Below are 16575 nucleotides of genomic sequence, written 5' to 3' on the forward strand. Positions count from 1 at the left end.
GCTTTGGAACGCGCATCCGCCTGATGTCGTTTGTACCGGTGCCCCTGCAGCTCGGGAGCCACCAGACATAATGTCTGCTATCAACGATGAGGGACAGCTGTGGCATTCGTTGAGCCAAATGGCCTCCGCCGGACCTGGCGTGGCTCAGTTCAGCCCCGCTTGTAGCGACAATCCTATTCCCACAAAACTGTCAAGTCTGAGACTAGAGGGATGAATCATGCAGGAGGTCCCCATGCCGAGCGGAGACTCGTCGACCGAGATGCTTTCGCGCATCAGATCGCGCATAAGCTTGGAGGCTTCCGCGTGCCGAAGCTCATTTGGTTATATGAGTTCACCCCGGCTTGAGCGGCTTTTCGAGTCCTTGCCAGCGATAGATCGCAAATGACAGCGCCCAACTGGCCAGGAAGATGCCGACCACGAGATAGCCGAAATTGGCCAAGCTCCCGTTGAGATCGTCCACCGCGCTCCAGAAGGTGCCTTCAAGCGCCAATTTGTTGGCGAGCAGGCCGAGTGCCTCGATGCCGCCGATCAGCAGCGCCACGACGACTGAGATGGCCGTAATGGTCAGATTGTACCAGATCTTGCGGATCGGATTGAGGAAAGCCCAGCCATACGCGCCGACCATCAAGACGCTGTCGGTCGTATCAACGAGCATCATGCCGGCGGTGAAGAGAGCCGGAAATATCATTACCGTACTGAAGTCCAGCCCTCCCGAAGCCTGCCCGGCTGCGACGGTGAAAAGGCTGATTTCCGTCGCGGTATCGAATCCGAGGCCGAACAACAGACCGATCGCGAACATCTGCCAGCTCGCCGTCACCATGCGAAACAGCGGGCGCAAGAGCCGGGACAGCAAGCCACGACCGGACAGAAGCAGATCGAACTCATGCTCTCCGATGTGTTCGCCACGCCGCGCACGCTGAAAGCTCCGCCAGACATCCCGTAGGATCACAAGGTTGATGGCGGCAATCGTCAGCAAGAAGAAGGCCGATGCACCGGTGCCGATGATGCTGCCAACCGCCCGGAACTCCTGGAAACCGCTTTGCAGCGCGAGCGCCGCAGCTGCGATCGCGGCGACCGCCACTGCAACCGACAAGGAATGACCAAGGGCGAAGAAAAGTCCGACCGCGAGGGGGTGTCTACCATCCTGCATCAGCTTTCGAACGACATTGTCGATGGTCGCGATATGATCGGCATCGACGGCGTGCCGAAGGCCGAGCACATAGGCCAGCAACGCTGTCGCCAGCAGCGTCGGCCGCTCTGACAGCGCCACGATGGCCCAAGTCCAGGCGAAGCAATTGATGGCCAACCAGAAGGCATAGAGCGAGATGATCCGACTACGCGAGGCAACCGATGCGTCGTCTATGGCAAGCTTTAGATATGCGAACATGATCTTGCCTCGGCAGCGCATCCAAGGATGAGTTCGACCACGAACGTCCCTCGCTTCATAAGTGCCGCGCGCGTCAAAGCCGGTTCGTTCAGGCTGAAGACGAACCGACGGATACAGCATTCGATGATCATCACCATTCGCGGCACGAAATGGACAATCGCGCTGGTCGCAACGGCAGTGGAGTTGAGTGGCATTTCCTATCTCAGGGCTGGTGCCCCCTCGCGATGCAGGTTTTGTGCCGCTCTGCTGGGCTAACGTGCTGGGCCGCTTCGTGCGGCTTCTGTCCCGCCGTCAGCCGACGTCGCGCGACTCGTTGGCGAAGATCGTGAGACACAGTGGCTCAGGAAAAAGAGGTAGCTTTGCCTCTCAATCCCGGATTGCGGACGAGATCGAGGCGCCAGGACATCGCGGCTCCGCTGCACGAGAACCTGGCGCGGCGCTAGCCGCGCACGCAGAAAAAAGGTCGGTTGAAACACTCAGGCGACTGGAAGGCTGACTTCCTCTCTGTCCTTCGTCATGGCGTCATAGACTCTGACCTGGAGCATGGGACGGCGCTTCTTGAGCTCTTGCGCTCCTGCCCAGGCTCCGTCTCTTGTCGCGAATTCGGTTTTCAATTGACCGTCGACTTCGAGCACATAGCCGGAAGCAGGCAATCGACGAGTGGATGCAACCATCTTAATCCTTCAGCATCGACGAATCCGATCGATGCTCCCACTTAACCCGAGTCGCCTTTGCCAGACCAGTAGGCTGGTGAGCGGCATCCGCGACGACGAAGCGACAGGTTTATCGCTGCTCGTCGCAGAGGAGTGCGCGCCATCACGGCGTCGACGACGACTTCCGCGGCTTGCTCTGGGGCCTGCTCCATCGTCCTGAGATGAATTTCCGGCCTTATCGGAGCTTCGTAGGACGCATCGATGCCTGTGAAGTTCTTGATCTCACCGGCTTTTGCCTTTGAGTAGAGACCCTTTGGATCCCGCCTTGCGCATTCCTCGATTGGCGTATCGACAAAGACTTCGATGAACTCGTCCTTGCCGATCAGGCTGCGAACCATGTCTCGTTCGGACCTGTGAGGGGAGATGAACGAGCAGATCACGATCAATCCGCTGTCCAGCATCAACTTGGCGACGTGTCCGACGCGCCGAATGTTCTCCACCCGCTCAGGCTTCGAGAAGCCTAGGTCCGCGTTCAATCCGTTTCGGAGGTCGTCACCATCCAGCAGCATGGCATGCCGCGACATTGCGAACAGCTTCTGATCAACCATGTTGGCGATCGTCGACTTCCCCGCGCCCGACAGACCGGTGAACCAGACGACGCAAGGCTTCTGATCCTTGAGCGCGGCGCGCTCACCCCTGCCCACCGAAAGCGTCTGCCAGGGAACATTGCTGGCCCGCCGCAGCGGAAACGCAATCATGCCGGCACCGACCGTGCGATTGGTGCAACGATCAATGACGATAAATGAACCGGTTTTCCGGTTGACGTCGTAAGGATCGAATGCGGCGGGCAGTGCAGTCGCAACATTGCAGAACGCGATCTCATTGAGAGAAAGCGTCTCGGCCGCCAGGTGCTCACATGTGTTGACATCGATCCGATGCCTGATTGCGGTAATGCCGCCGGCAACCGTCTGCGAGCCAATCCGCAGGATGTAATTTCGTCCGGGAGCGAGCGGCTCGTTGTCCATCCAGATTAGATAAGCGGCGAATTGGTCGGCGACGCTGGGTCGTTCGGCTGGCCGCGACAGAAGATCGCCACGGCCGATATCGATCTCGTCTTCCAGCGTAATGGTGACGGCATCGCCGGCTTCGGCGTCGGCAAGGTCGCCGTCATGGGTCACGATCCGCTTGATTCGGCTGGTCCGTCCGGATGCGGCGACAACGATCTCGTCGCCGGCCGAGATCCTGCCGGCAGCCACCGATCCGGCGTAGCCGCGAAAATCCGGGTCGGGCCGGTTCACCCATTGGACTGGAAAGCGGAAAGCCTGGCTTGCGGTGTCGAACTGGATATCGACGCTCTCCAAATGCTCCAACAGGCATGGACCATGATACCACTTGGTATGAGCGGACCGGTCAACGACGTTGTCGCCATGGCGGGCAGAGATCGGGATCGGAACAATCGAGCTAAAGCCAAGGCCGGTGGCAAAGGCCAGATAGCCGGCGACGATCCGATCGAAAGCAACCTTGCTGTATGCGACAAGGTCGATCTTGTTCACTGCCAGCACAACATGGCGAATGCCAAGCAGCGAACAGATAAAGGAGTGGCGGCGGGTCTGAACCAACACACCCTTGCGGGCATCGATCAGGATGATTGCGAGCTGCGCATTCGAGGCACCGGTTGCCATGTTGCGGGTGTACTGCTCGTGACCGGGAGTGTCAGCCACCATGAAAGAGCGCCGCGGCGTCGTGAAGAAGCGGTAGGCGACGTCGATCGTGATGCCCTGCTCCCGTTCGGCCTCGAGCCCATCCACGAGCAGCGCGAAGTCGATGTCAGCGCTGCCGTGCCTGATGCTGTCGCGTTTCACTGCCGCAAGCTGATCTTGGTAGATCATCTTGCTGTCGTGCAGCAACCGGCCGATCAGGGTCGATTTTCCATCGTCCACCGAGCCGCACGTTATGAATCGCAGCTGGTCCCTTGCACTAGGGTGGACAGGTTTCGATATTGCTATGGAAGTCATCAGAAGTAACCTTCCCGCTTCTTCTTCTCCATAGAAGCGGCTTCATCGGCATCAATCAGGCGTCCCTGACGCTCCGACACCGACGCAGTCTGCATTTCTGCGACGACGTCTTCGATCGTCGTCGCATCGGATTCAATGGCCCCGCTCAAGGGATAACATCCCAGCGTGCGAAAACGGATCATGCGCATTTGCGGCGTCTCATCGCAGTTGAGCGGCAATCGCCTGTCGTCGACCATGATCGCCGCGCCGTTTCGGCGCACCGTCGGTCTTTGCTTTGCGAAGTAAAGCGGGACGACCGGGATTTTTTCGAGCATGATATATTCCCATACGTCGAGCTCGGTCCAGTTTGACATCGCAAACACGCGCATGCTTTCGCCCTGGCGTATCCGCGTGTTGAACAGGCTCCAGAGCTCCGGCCGCTGGTTGCGGGGGTCCCATACGTGTCCGGCCGAACGGAAGGACAGTATCCGTTCCTTGGCGCGGCTCTTTTCCTCGTCACGCCTGGCTCCGCCAAGCGCGGCATCAAATCCGTAAAGCTCGAGCGCCTGCTTCAGGGCGTCGGTCTTCATCACCTGGGTATGAAGCGCCGAGCCGGAGTCGATCGGATTGATGCCGCGTGCAATGCCCTCCTCATTCACATGGACGATCAGCTCGACGCCGAGCCGCTTGGCCGTCGCGTCCCGAAAGCTGATCATCTCGCGGAACTTCCAGGTCGTGTCGACGTGAAGCAGGGGGAAAGGCAATTTTGCCGGATAGAACGCCTTGATTGCGATGTGCAGCAAAACGCTCGAGTCTTTTCCGATCGAGTAAAGCATGACCGGCCTTTTGAACTCGGCGGCCACCTCACGCATGATTTCGATCGATTCAGCTTCAAGCCGGCGCAGATGTTTTGGCAGCATATGTGTTCTTTTCGATGCAGGATCCCGGTTCTGCAGCCCCGGCCCAGAGGAGGAATGTCGGCTGCGAGCTCGCCGGTGCGCGTCGCTATCCAAGCGATCAACTGCCGGTTGGGCAGCGGACTGACTGACACTCTCGGGGCATGTCGCATTCCACCGTGGTGCCGCCGGCGCCTGCCTCACACGTTATTGGCGCAGATCAACTCGTTGAGTGGTAGGGAGTCTGGCTAAATCAGCCAGCGTGTTTTGATCGCAAGCATCCATCACCCTAAGCCATATTGACGATCTGCTCAAGCCGAGCGACCTCGCCTCGCAATATCTCGATAGCCGCGTCGCGAGTCCGAATAGCATCGAGCCCTGCAGCTCGATCAGCTTCTGACGCCAACAGTGCCTGTTGCAGCTGCGCTTTCATTGGATCGGCCAGCAGCAAATTTTCGGCAAAGCCGGGGGCGGACAAGTCTTGCGCCTGCATCACGGACATGTCGCACGTGGCACGAAAGTTCTCTGGAAGCTGCCGAGCAGTGTGGACTTGCTGGGATTGAGATGGCCCGGACGATGCTGCCGCCTTGCCAGCTCGCAAATCCCACCAGGTTCGGAATATCTGTCGATAGAGTTCAGTTAGATGAGGTCCCCTATCGACAACTCCGGCTTGCTGTGCAAGCAGCAGTTCCCCCTCATAGCCGAGTTCTGTCAAAAGCTTGGTGCCGACCAGGTCGGTCACGGTTTGCATCTCTTCGACGCTTAGTTGGGATTGCCATGTCTTGAGAGAGCGTTGATCGACCGCGTTTCGTTCCAGGATCTTTCGATCTCCGAAGCTGCTGGATCGAAGATAATCTACTTGTCCCATGCTCGCATATGCGGCGGCCGCCGGATCACAGCCGAGTCCCAATAGCAGGCGCCGAATCTCTTGATCCGGATGCGCCACCAGGAGTTCATATCGCACCAGCTGTGTCTGCGCGCGCGTGCGGTGCGCTGCCAGCCTGGGAAAGCCCAGAACCAAATCGGCAAGTGAAGATATGATGACATCGGGCAGCCGGAGCATGAGATCGGCGAGGCTGGAGACGCTGACCGAATAGGAGCTCTCGGCCCGAAGCGGGACGCCCCACGTGGATTTCAGTGAAGCCGCGATGGCATAAGGATTGCGCAGCAAAAGGATGTGTGGCGCTTCTGGATAGACACGTTCAAGGAATTCGAGCGCCGTCCAATAGCGTGGCGTTTTGTCTATGATGATCCGCTTGCCTGCTGCTGTCAGGTACTGACCGTATGCTGCATCGGCGAAAGCCCGGATGGCAATCGTCCGATCGATGCGCCCCAGGAATTCGGAGGTTGCGACCTCAATCAACGAGGGTCCTGCCGGGTGGCGTTGATCCACCCTTCCAAAAGCTTCAAGTGCCAACATCAACCAAGGTTCAGGCGGAGCCAGGACGTCTGGATGGCGTTGGAGCAGGTGCGCCAGGAGTGTCGTCCCGGCTCGTGGAAGTCCGAGGAGAAAGCAGACCGCAGGCGAACGGCCAGAAGCACTACTCATAATTCTGGTCCCTCTTGAAGAGCGAGCCGCGTTCGATTGAGCGAAATAAAGCCGGCCGTAGCCTCAGTTGAGGCGTCCGCTCGCATACCAAGCGTTACTGCTACGAGGATTTCGCCTGCCACTCATGATTTGAGAGCCGTTAAGTTCAATCGGTTGGGCGGGGATCGCAGAAGCGTTTGACAGCTGCGATCGACCCCGATTGCTCCACAGTTAGGGCGAAGTCAAGGACCAGCGCAACTGCACGAAGGTCTGCTTCGCATATGGGAAAGATGGAATGAACTATACGGAAGTTTACCGGGCAACGACCGCGGGGCATGGGGCGATATCAGATACAGTCGACGCGATGCTGCTTGCCAGCCCATTGAAGACGTAAATGCAACATGCACTTCCCCGGTGCTCGGCGTACACCGGAGAAGTTCGACAAATAGAGCGGACAGGCCGGCGAGCGGGACAAAGAATGAGGGCATCTCAAATGGCAGGTCGGATCAAATCTTTTCAGCGCGCGATATCGGTCCCGGCGCAACTGCCTGCCGCTGCTCGGCCAACACAATGAGCGTTTTGCACGTCTACCAACCTGCCCGTCGCAAGCCTCCCATCTGTCCGAACTGTACCAACTATCTGACTTGCTTGTTCTTGCGGCGTTGTCCCGATTTCTAATCCGCGCTAATGGAAGTCTGTAAAGGATGGAACCCTGGCCCACGATGCCGCCGGATTTACCTAGTCCAGCAACCGCGCCTTATCGTATCTCCACTGACGGACAGGAGATATTCCGGCCGTTCATGTGGGAGATCAGATCGATCAATGCCTGCCTCGAAGAACTCGCCAAATTTCGTGCCGATGTGCTTGGCATCACTGGGCCACAGTGGATGATCCTGATGGCAGTGGACTATCTGGGCAGAGAAAAAGGTGTGTCCGTCAACCTGGTGTCACGCTTGATGCACGTCGATCCTTCCTTCGTCACGACCCACTCAAAAATCTTGGAGAAAAAGGGATTCTTGCGGCGCAAGCCATCCACAGCCGATGCGCGAGTAGTTGAGATGTCGCTGACCGCCAAAACGCGCAAGCATCTCGCAAGGTTGACGCCTCGAGAGGAGGCGCTGGATGTGCAGGCTTTTGACGAATTCGGTCGCGCCGGATCAAGCGAGTTCATTACCGGGCTGGCCGCAGTGAGGCACCGCTTGGAGAAGGCCCGCTCTGGCATCCGGAAGACCAAAACGAGCAATCGTCAGAAATGAAGCTGGCTAACCATCCGACTCTCCCGGCCTTCGAAGATTTCGTGAGGCGGCGCGGTCGAAGGTGGTTATGGTCCCTTCACACCGCCGAAGGCGTGCAGGTGATGATGGGTTCAGCACGCAATCGCTCCACCGCCGTCTGCCAGCAGAGCGCTTTTTCAGTTGCTGCTGAGCGCGCCTTATCGCTTGGCAGCTCAAGTTCATCAACAAGGTCCGCAGCCACCGCTTACGCCAAAGCTTTAGCCTAGCATGAGCTTCGACAGCGGAGGCGCAGGTGTCAAGACTTGCAGCGATGCGGCTTGCTAGTTGGAGCTCCCCTTCTCGCCGTCACCGAGGACAATCGTGGCCCTTAACAGCGATCCCTCACATTCTTCGAACCCTTAATGGGAACGAGCGACCATCGAAACCTTTCCAGCCTGGAAACATTCGAAGCAGGACCGATCGTCCGATTGTCTTCGCTCTCGATCGGTGAGAGCAAAGCGGCCTTCGCGGTCGTACTCCTTTAACCTCGAAGATGACGAAGCACTGCAGTGACAAAGCAAGCGCGTGAAAAGCTCTATCCACAGCAATTGGCAGGCCCTGCAAAACAAGTTTCAACGGCCGTAAAGGGCGGCCTGCGAGCCGCCCTACTGTGCCGGCCACCAGCCTGCTAAGTAAGCTATCGCTGATGTCCGAGCCCTATTCCGAGATTTAGCGCCTTCTGGCGCAACGCACCGACGCTGCGTTTGGTCATTTTTGCGATTTTTATGACGGGGGTCCGAGCCTTCGAATGGACCTTGAGCTCCTTGATATCTGCCTTGGTCCACTCGCGCCGCTTAACGCGTTTCTTGGTTGCTTTTTTCACAGTGAATGCTCCTTTTGAGAGGAGCGGCTTGTAGCATAGTTTTTTCGGAGCGACGATTGTAAAAAAGAGGCAATCATAGGAACTCGCGCCATCATATGTGTTCAGAAGACAAAGCACCTCAACTATTGTAAACCTAGTAACAGATGCCGTCCTGAGAGGCTTCGCTTGGTTATTCGAAGCTATGCCCGCAGACCAACATGTTGCTGGAAGGACGTGAGCAAGCAGGCACGGTAAGCTTTATAGCGCGACAATCTGGGTGGGAAGCGCGCGACGATCAGGATGGCGAGTCGGTGTCGCGGCGTGGTGATGATTGCCGCGATGATTGTCGCGCGCAAGAGTTTTGTTGAACTCTGATTGTCGCGGAGCGTCAATCAGCGACAGTTTTGGGTGTCGCGTGCGAAGGCGGCCGTCCTGGACCGCGCTTTCGTTCGAGCGCGGTGCGCCTGCGATAGCTCTCGACGTTCATCTCGACGATGGTGGCATGGTGGACGAGGCGATCGATGGCGGCGAGGGTCATGGCGGGGTCCGGGAAGACCCTGTTCCATTCGCCAAATGGCTGATTGGCAGTGATCAGCATTGAACGCCGCTCGTAGCGTGCGCTGATGAGCTCGAACAGCACGCTGGTCTCGGCCTGATCCTTGGTGACGTATGCGAGGTCGTCAAGGATCATGAGATCGAAGCGATCGAGACGATTGATGGCGGCCTCGAGGTTGAGCTCGCGCCGCGCCACCTGGAGCTTCTGGACGAGATCGGTGGTGCGGGTGAAGAGGACGCGCCATCCGTTCTCGATCAGGGCGAGACCGATGGCTGCCGCCAAGTGGCTCTTTCCGCCGCCGGGCGGGCCGAACAGGAGCAGATTGGCACCTTTGCCCAACCAGCTGTCGCCGGCGGCGAGCGCAGTCACCTGCGCCTTGGAGATCATCGGCACGGCCTCGAAGTCGAAGTTGTCGAAGGTCTTTCCGGCGGGCAGCCGCGCCTCGACGAGATGGCGCTCGACGCGACGGCGGCCGCGTTCGGCGATCTCATGCTCGGCGATGGTGGCGAGGAAGCGGGCCGCCGGCCAACCTTCCTTGTCGGACTGTTCGGCGAACTGTGGCCATAGCACCTTGATGGCGGGTAGCCGCAGCTCGTTGAGCAACAGATTGAGGCGCCCAGTGTCGACTGTGTTGGCCGTGTTCATGCGGCGTCTCCGATCTGGCCGGCGCCGATGAGGCACTCATAGCTGGCGAGCGGGGCAAGCTGCACCATGACCTGCGGCACGCAGGCAGGATCGGGCGCGAAGTGGGCGCGCAGCCGTCCGAGGTCGGGCAGTTGGCCAGCGTTAAGGTCAGCCGCGAGCTGACCGGCGAGGTCGGCCTCGCAACCGCGCTCATGCGCCAGCGCGAGCAGATCGACCATGAGCCGGCAGGCTTTCTTGTCCGGCAGCCGTTCGCGCAAGGAGTCGAAGGTTCGACGATAGGCCTCGCGCGGGAACAGCCGATCACGGTAGACCAGATTGAGCAGCGCCATCGGCTTGCGCCGCAAGGAATGGATCACGTGCCGATAATCGACGACCTGGTCGTGCTTGCCGTTGGGATGCGGCCGCCCACGCGGCAGGGTGACGAGATGAGTGCCGCCGACGAACACGTCGAGACGATCATCGTAAAGGCGCACCCGCAGCTGGTGGCCGATCAGGCGTGACGGCACGGTGTAGAACACCTTGCGCAAGGTGAAGCCGCCGCTTGACGTCACGCGGACAATCACCTCCTCGTAGTCCGAGGTGCGGCGATCTGGCAACGCCTGCAGGGTGGCGCGCTCGTGGTCGATCCGCTTGGCGTTGCGGGCATTGCGGCGGCTGACGATCTCGTCGATGAAGCCGCGGTAGGCGGCGAGATCATCGAAGTCGGCAGTGCCGCGCAACAGCAGCGCATCGGCGATCGTCCGCTTGAGATGGCCATGCGAGCTCTCGATCGCCCCGTTCTCGTGGGCGATGCCGCGATTGTTGCGGGAAGGCCGCATGCCGTAATGGGCGCAGAGGTCCTCGTACCGCCGGGTCAGATCGTCCCTCGCATTGCGATCGAGATTGCAGAAGGCGGCCGACAGGCTGTCGGTCCGATGCTCCCGCGGTGCCCCACCGAGCGACCACAGGGCATTCTGCAGCCCTTCGGCCAAAGCGACGAAGCTCTCGCCACCAAGCACGACATGGGCGTGCTCAAACCCGCAATAGGCCAACCGGAAGTGATAGAGGCGATGATCGAGCGGCACGCCAGCGATGGTGACCCCAAGCTCGCCCATGTCGGTGAAGTCGGACAGGCCGACCTGGCCCGGTTCGTGGGTCTGGCGGAAGATGACCTCCTGCTCCTCGCCGTGGATCGCCCGCCAGGCGCGGATCCGGCGCTCCAGCGTGCGGCGGATTCCAGCTCCGAGCTCAGGATGGCGCCGCAACATCTCCTCGAAGATCGCAACCGGCCGCACGCCGGGGGCGGCCTTGAGCATTGGCACCACCTCTGTCTCAAACACATCGGCCAACGGGTCCGGCCGGCGACGGCCGCGCTCACCCTTCTTCTGCGATGGCAGGCGGGGATCCTTCTCGATCCGATACGCGGTTGACGGACTGAACGACGCCTTGGCAGCGGCCCCTGGCGGGCTATCGGTCTGACGGTACTTCATGTAGAGCCTCATCTGGTGATCATTGATGTGTCGGCCGGGCACGCGAGTGATTCCTCTTGGCGGAAGAACCACTTGCATAACCAGCCGGCCGCGATCACCAGACGGCGCGGTCCCCTGTGGATCGCGCCGTCGCCGGGCTCGTAACTCAGGTCGGGCTACGCCCTCCCTGCGTCACGAGCCCGGCGAAGCTCTCTCATCCTGATTGACGCTCCACTTCCATCCTGATTGCCGCGCCGCAAAGCTTGAACAAACTCCGAATCAGGCATGTTCGTGATTTGTATTGAGCGTGCAGGCTCAACGCTCGAGGACCGTGAAACATCGTAGCAATCTCTACCACGGTCGGCCTACTAGGCTTGGCGCGCTGCGCTGTCTAGACTGTCAGACCTGCGCCGAGCCGACAGGCCCGCCGATCAGCAGGTCGCCTGCCTTCGCGCAATGCCATCCATGGAGCTCGCCGTGCCCGCGTTCATGCGTCGATCAGGTGGTCTCGTCGTCTGCGTACTCAGCTCTTCAAGTGAGACACTATGATGCTTTGCGAACACACCGATTGCGGATTTTCGATCGGCGCGAAGCGCATTTACAGGCGCGCGCCCTGTTCAGCTGAAGCCGACACCAGCGCCTAGTCTGTCCCGCAGTGCCGGTCGACTGATGACAAGATCGGTGAGGTCCAGGTCCGGCCGTCTTGCTGCCAATCGTCTTACAAGTTCACGGGTGCCGTCCACGACAAAGACGCCGCAGTCATAACCGTTCTGCTGCTGTCTTATCGGGGCCTGTTGCAGGTTAGCGTCGAGCCGTCCTGCGAGTTCCGCTGCCGGCCTGTCATTGTATCCCTGGGTGGAGTCATAGTGATAGGCGGCCGGTCCGCCCCAATTGCGGCGATCAACCAACAGCAGCGACCAGTGACTGCCGCGCTGATGTCTATCCGTATTGCTGGCATCGCTTACCGGCAGAAACAGGAAGTCGGCAGTATCATGACGAACCCACCCTAATGCTCGTTCGGCTACCTCCTTGGAGGGGGATCGCAACATTTGGGCTATCAGGGGATCCACGAACCGAGTCCGGGCGGCGAGATCCGGATTGTTCTGCAGCAACTCCTGCGCCAGGAGCTCATAGTCCCGGTGGATATGCTCGTCACCCAGCCACTGCGTGGGGCCCAGCACGGCTTCGCTACGCTGGCCGGAAGAGGCAACGGTAGCCGAGGGGCCGATCTGAGCACCCGGGACGGGAGACGGGCGAGGATGATGGATGACCTGCGCACCGCGGCGTCCTAGCGGCCCCAATGGGATCGAGCGGGTCTCACCATTGACGGAGACCTGGGTTGGGCCGCTGGACTGGGGCGGCGGGACCCCGATGTTATCCCGAACATTGCGAAAGAAATCCGGCACCGGCTGACGCCCATCCTGCCAATCCGCGTCGACTCGGTGTCCGATGTCCTCAAGCGCCTGACGTACGCCCGGCCGCCCGACGAGGAACGCGGGTTTATCGGCAGGGCTGAGCACCGGCGCTGACTGAGCATCGTCGCGCATCTGCTGCGGCGTGTAGGGCAGGTCAACGAAAGACTGAAGACCGCGGAAGGTATCTCCCGATTGAGCTGGCGCGTCCGATGGTGCGGTGAAGAGCGGCGGCTTGGCGGCGATCCCACCCACCGGCGCTGACTGAGCATCGTCAAGCACCTGCTGCGGCGTGTACGGCAGATCAACGAAAGACTGAAGACCGCGGAAGGTGTCTGCCGACTGAGCTGGCCCGTCCGATGGTCCGGTGAAGAGCGGCGGTTTGGCGGCAGCCACGCCCGCCGGCGCTGACTGAGCATCGTCAAGCATCTGCTGCGGCGTGTACGGCAGATCAACGAAAGACTGAAGACCGCGGAAGGTGTCTGCCGACTGAGCTGGCCCGTCCGATGGTCCGGTGAAGAGTGGCGGTTTGGCGGCAGCCACGCCCGCCGGCGCTGACTGAGCATCGTCAAGCATCTGCTGCGGCGTGTACGGCAGATCAACGAAAGACTGAAGACCGCGGAAGGTGTCTGCCGACTGAGCTAGCCCGTCCGATGGTCCGGTGAAGAGCGGCGGTTTGGCGGCAGCCACGCCCGCCGGCGCTGACTGAGCATCGTCAAGCATCTGCTGCGGCGTGTACGGCAGATCAACGAAAGACTGAAGACCGCGGAAGGTGTCTGCCGACTGAACCGGCGCGTCCGATGGTCCGGTGAAGAGCGGCGGTCTGGCGGCAGCCCCACCCACCGGCGCTGACTGAGCATCGTCTCTCACTTCCGGCGACGTGTATGGCAGGTCAACGAAAGAGTCGAGGCCTCGGTAGATCGCCGACGACCCCTCTGGTACCGCTTCCGGCGTCGGCCACTCAAAATCGTGAGGCAGGTGCGGCGACCACGTTGAGCTCGACTCCTCACGCCGCGGCTCCCCACCCGCCTGCTCAGGGGAGACGCCCAGCGCTGCGTTCGCCTTGACGAGCCATAGGTAGCTCCGAAGACGATCGAAGCCCATGTCAGCGTTTCGACTGGCTTTTTTAAAGTCCGTGTGATCGTCGTTCAACGACTTTTGCTGCTCACTGGTGCCGGTGAGCCGGCTCACTATGCTCCCTCGCCCGTTCCTTTGGAGCCAAGCACCGAATCTTCGTTGGTTGCCGGCCAGATCTTGAACAACTTTTCTCCGGCTCGTATCCTCGGGTTTGAGCAGGCTCAGCTCTGCCTTTTCCAGGCTATCAATGATGTGGGCGTCATCGGGATAAAGATGCAATGTGGGGGACGGGACAGCATGACCGCGGGGTTTCCGAGACGCACGCGCTCCGGAAACGTGCTCGGCATCGCCGACCTTGCGTAACGCGAACAATAGATGCTCGTCCTTCGGGAACAACTTCTGAGCAAATTCAATGCGCGCAGCGTGGTCTAGCCCGGATATCGAGTAGCCCGCAAGTTTAAGCGCATTGGAAAATCTGCGAAGACTACGATCATGACGAGCAGCGCTGCCCGACGTCATGCCGCTGGCATTAAGCCGCTCTGAGAGGGGCGCGTCTTCCGCTGAGGGGATCGTGCGCGGCCGCCCGCCAGAAGCTCCATAGCTCGGATCATGATACGAACGAAGGATATTCAACCCCTTCTTCATGTCCTCGTCCTTTGGGAAGTAAGTCTTGACGTGACGGACCAAGGACTCGTGGTCCCCCAGAACAATCGTTAGGCGATGAGCGCCAAGATGATTTCCAAGTCGGCGAAGCGCCTGAGTATAGCGCTTAACCGTCTTCGGGTTTGGCTTTTTCTGATCCGCATATTGGGCAATCGCCTTATCGATAGTGCCCCGATGTTCTGCAGAGAGATGGGGATGGTGGTTGCGGCCGCCACCGGAGACAGGACCCGGATCCGGTGGGCGCGCCTCGGCCAAGTGCTGCTCAAAGCCCGCTTGCCCGGCATGGCCGCCCTGGTGCTCTTCCAAGACGGCGTGCTGCACCTGGGACCAAGCGGTTACATTGGATGGATCGGAATTATACGGGTCCACGCCAGCCTCACGTCCAAGAAATCAATTGAGCTGATCTTATCTGGATAGGCTTTCCAGAAGCTGACGAGGCCGTCGCTTGTGGAACAATGCATCGCCACACCCGCAGAGTGAAAATCCCCCCGCGGCTCTCAATCGTCGCAAGCTTCATGGGTTTCAGGACCTACCTTTCTCGCGGTCAATGAAGCTTCCGGGGCATGGGAGCCGAGGACTCGTCATTGCTCTCGTTGCAAAAGCGGCATACGGCGGCGCCACAGGAGCCTTTCCGCGATTCCTTCCTCCTTCATTCGCTCTCTCATCAGCTATCCAAAGTGAGGGTATTGCTCGTGACATCGAGGAGCGCATTGCCTCACTAAAAGTGTTACCGGACGACTTCCCTGTCGTGCCGTATCTCGACGCCGGTTACCGTCGCATGGGTTGGCTAAGAGGTTCATCGGTAAGCGGATAACAATTTGGCAGCGCATTGATCGGGGTGAGATAACGGAACTGCAGAGACTGAGCGAGGACAAGAAAGCGAAGGAAGACTGGCATGCGGCTGAGCGATTGTTGGAGAGCGCACTGCCCTTCGAGGTCGTGACACCTCTGAATTACATGCTCAGGCGCTGGCACGATTTCGCCCGCGTCCTCGACGGAGGCAGGATCTGCTTGACCACGGATGGTGTTGAGAAGTCCTTACCTTCAGTTCGTGGCAACTTTTTTTGGTTTTTCCTTCCAGGCAGCCACCATGCGTTCGTAGGCTTGCTCGACGCGTGCGACGTAACCAGCTTCCCGTTCGCGGATTTCTTTGATCCAATAGTCCCGGCCCGTAGGCACGGGGAGCCCCAGCCTTCAGAGCCACCTTCCGAAGTTTCATCGCGGTGAACGCTGGCCGCGCGTAAGCGTAGTCCTTCCCGGTCGTCAGGACGTGCCAGATCATGACTGCGAGCTTGCGCGCCGTCGCGACGGCTGCGACCCCCGGCCCCGTGCTTTTTCTGCGTGCGGTTAAAGAATACTCGCAACGGACCCGGCGCCGTCTTGGCTGACCACGCCGCCTCAACCAGCATCTTGCGGGCGTCACGGTTGCCCTGCATCGAGATCCGGCCATGCCGAGTGCTCGCCTGACTGCCGAACCCGCGGAGTCAACCCGAAATAGCTGCTGAGCTTATCCGGCGACGGGAAGCGTGCGATGTCGCCGATGGAGGCCAGTACACTCGATGCGACAACCGAACTCACGCCGGGGATCGTCATCAGCTTGAGAGCCCGTGGATCGTCCAGAGCCTGCTGGGCCACGACTTTGTCGATCCCGCCAGTTGCTTCGTCACGCGTTCGAATTCCGCGATCAGACGCGGAGCATTGCACGCTCCTCCGGAGGAAGAGGCAGACTGTCCAGCCAATGCTGTCCGCGCTTGCCGAAGAGATAGCCCTTGTAGGGCGGAATGAGGTTGGCATGCAGGATAGCCTTCATGCGTCCTTTAATCCGGATGATCTGCGCCAGGACGCCAGCGCGCTCGGCCATCTGGCGCCGGCGGCTGTAGGTGCCCTCGTTAGCAACCCAGACCTCCGGCAAGAAGCCGGCAGCATGCAACTTTGCCAGGGTCGCAGCATCGACCTTGTCCGTTTTGACCCGCGCATAGGCGATCGCCCGAACGAGCCTCGGATTGGCGACCGCCACGCGCTTAACGTGCGGGCGCAGAAGACGTTCGACCGCCGCGCTGTTGCCCGTCACCTCGATGACTACCTCATCCTCGAGGCTGAGTGTCTTGGCGAAGGCGACAAGCCGATCGTGGATGAGATCTACGCGGAGCTGTCGGATTATTGTTCCGTCCTCCAGGATCGCCACCTGGGCGAACGATCGATGGATGTCCATACCAACGATTTGCATGCTTGGTTCTCCT

General features: G+C 59.9%; 11 protein-coding genes and 1 pseudogene. 2 read left to right on the forward strand and 10 right to left on the reverse strand.

The genetic code is table 11. The features are described from left to right. Positions 1-331 precede the first annotated feature (331 nt). The 5 genes from ACVILL_RS03865 to noeE form a co-directional block, all read right to left on the reverse strand. Positions 332-1387, reverse strand: coding sequence for a HoxN/HupN/NixA family nickel/cobalt transporter (locus tag ACVILL_RS03865; protein WP_456727934.1), 1056 nt, complete (start codon positions 1385-1387; stop codon positions 332-334). Between the two features lie 476 nt (positions 1388-1863). Continuing rightward, positions 1864-2061 carry a hypothetical protein gene (locus ACVILL_RS03870; protein ID WP_076829230.1) on the reverse strand — a complete coding sequence of 66 codons (198 nt, stop codon included), beginning with the start codon at positions 2059-2061 and terminating at the stop codon, positions 1864-1866. 41 nt (positions 2062-2102) lie between these two features. After that, positions 2103-4055, reverse strand: a complete 1953-nt coding sequence (cysN, locus tag ACVILL_RS03875; protein ID WP_456727935.1) for a sulfate adenylyltransferase subunit CysN — start codon at positions 4053-4055, stop codon at positions 2103-2105. Next, complete coding sequence (cysD, locus tag ACVILL_RS03880) at positions 4055-4954, reverse strand: sulfate adenylyltransferase subunit CysD (protein WP_456727936.1); 900 nt, start codon at positions 4952-4954, stop codon at positions 4055-4057. The genes cysN and cysD overlap by 1 nt, the downstream gene beginning before the upstream one ends. Before the next feature lie 265 nt (positions 4955-5219). Further along, entirely contained in the window at positions 5220-6479 is a 1260-nt protein-coding gene (noeE, locus tag ACVILL_RS03885; protein WP_456727937.1) for a nodulation protein NoeE, read from the reverse strand. A gap of 683 nt (positions 6480-7162) precedes the next feature. On the opposite strand from noeE, the gene ACVILL_RS03890 reads away from it, so the two are divergent. Continuing rightward, a complete protein-coding gene (locus ACVILL_RS03890) occupies positions 7163-7714 on the forward strand; it encodes a MarR family winged helix-turn-helix transcriptional regulator (RefSeq protein ID WP_456727938.1) in 552 nt (183 codons plus the stop codon). 655 nt (positions 7715-8369) lie between these two features. On the opposite strand, the gene ACVILL_RS03895 is transcribed toward ACVILL_RS03890, so the two are convergent. From ACVILL_RS03895 to ACVILL_RS03910, 4 genes are all read right to left on the reverse strand, one after another. Next, complete coding sequence (locus ACVILL_RS03895; protein WP_076829490.1) at positions 8370-8555, reverse strand: hypothetical protein; 186 nt, start codon at positions 8553-8555, stop codon at positions 8370-8372. Positions 8556-8922: 367 nt separating this feature from the next. After that, a complete protein-coding gene (gene istB, locus ACVILL_RS03900) occupies positions 8923-9735 on the reverse strand; it encodes an IS21-like element helper ATPase IstB (protein ID WP_456727939.1) in 813 nt (270 codons plus the stop codon). Further along, positions 9732-11246 carry an IS21 family transposase gene (gene istA, locus ACVILL_RS03905; RefSeq protein ID WP_456727940.1) on the reverse strand — a complete coding sequence of 505 codons (1515 nt, stop codon included), beginning with the start codon at positions 11244-11246 and terminating at the stop codon, positions 9732-9734. Before istA ends, istB begins: the two co-directional genes overlap by 4 nt. 554 nt (positions 11247-11800) lie before the next feature. Further along, positions 11801-14317, reverse strand: coding sequence for a Ulp1 family isopeptidase (locus ACVILL_RS03910; protein WP_456727941.1), 2517 nt, complete (start codon positions 14315-14317; stop codon positions 11801-11803). Positions 14318-14392: 75 nt separating this feature from the next. On the opposite strand from ACVILL_RS03910, the gene ACVILL_RS03915 reads away from it, so the two are divergent. Then, complete coding sequence (locus ACVILL_RS03915; RefSeq protein WP_456727942.1) at positions 14393-14752, forward strand: hypothetical protein; 360 nt, start codon at positions 14393-14395, stop codon at positions 14750-14752. A gap of 627 nt (positions 14753-15379) precedes the next feature. Here the strand turns inward: ACVILL_RS03915 and ACVILL_RS03920 are convergent. Then, positions 15380-16547, reverse strand: a pseudogene (locus ACVILL_RS03920) (IS110 family RNA-guided transposase). Between the last annotated feature and the right edge of the window lie 28 nt (positions 16548-16575).

It is taken from the genome of Bradyrhizobium sp. USDA 3364 (assembly GCF_054056355.1).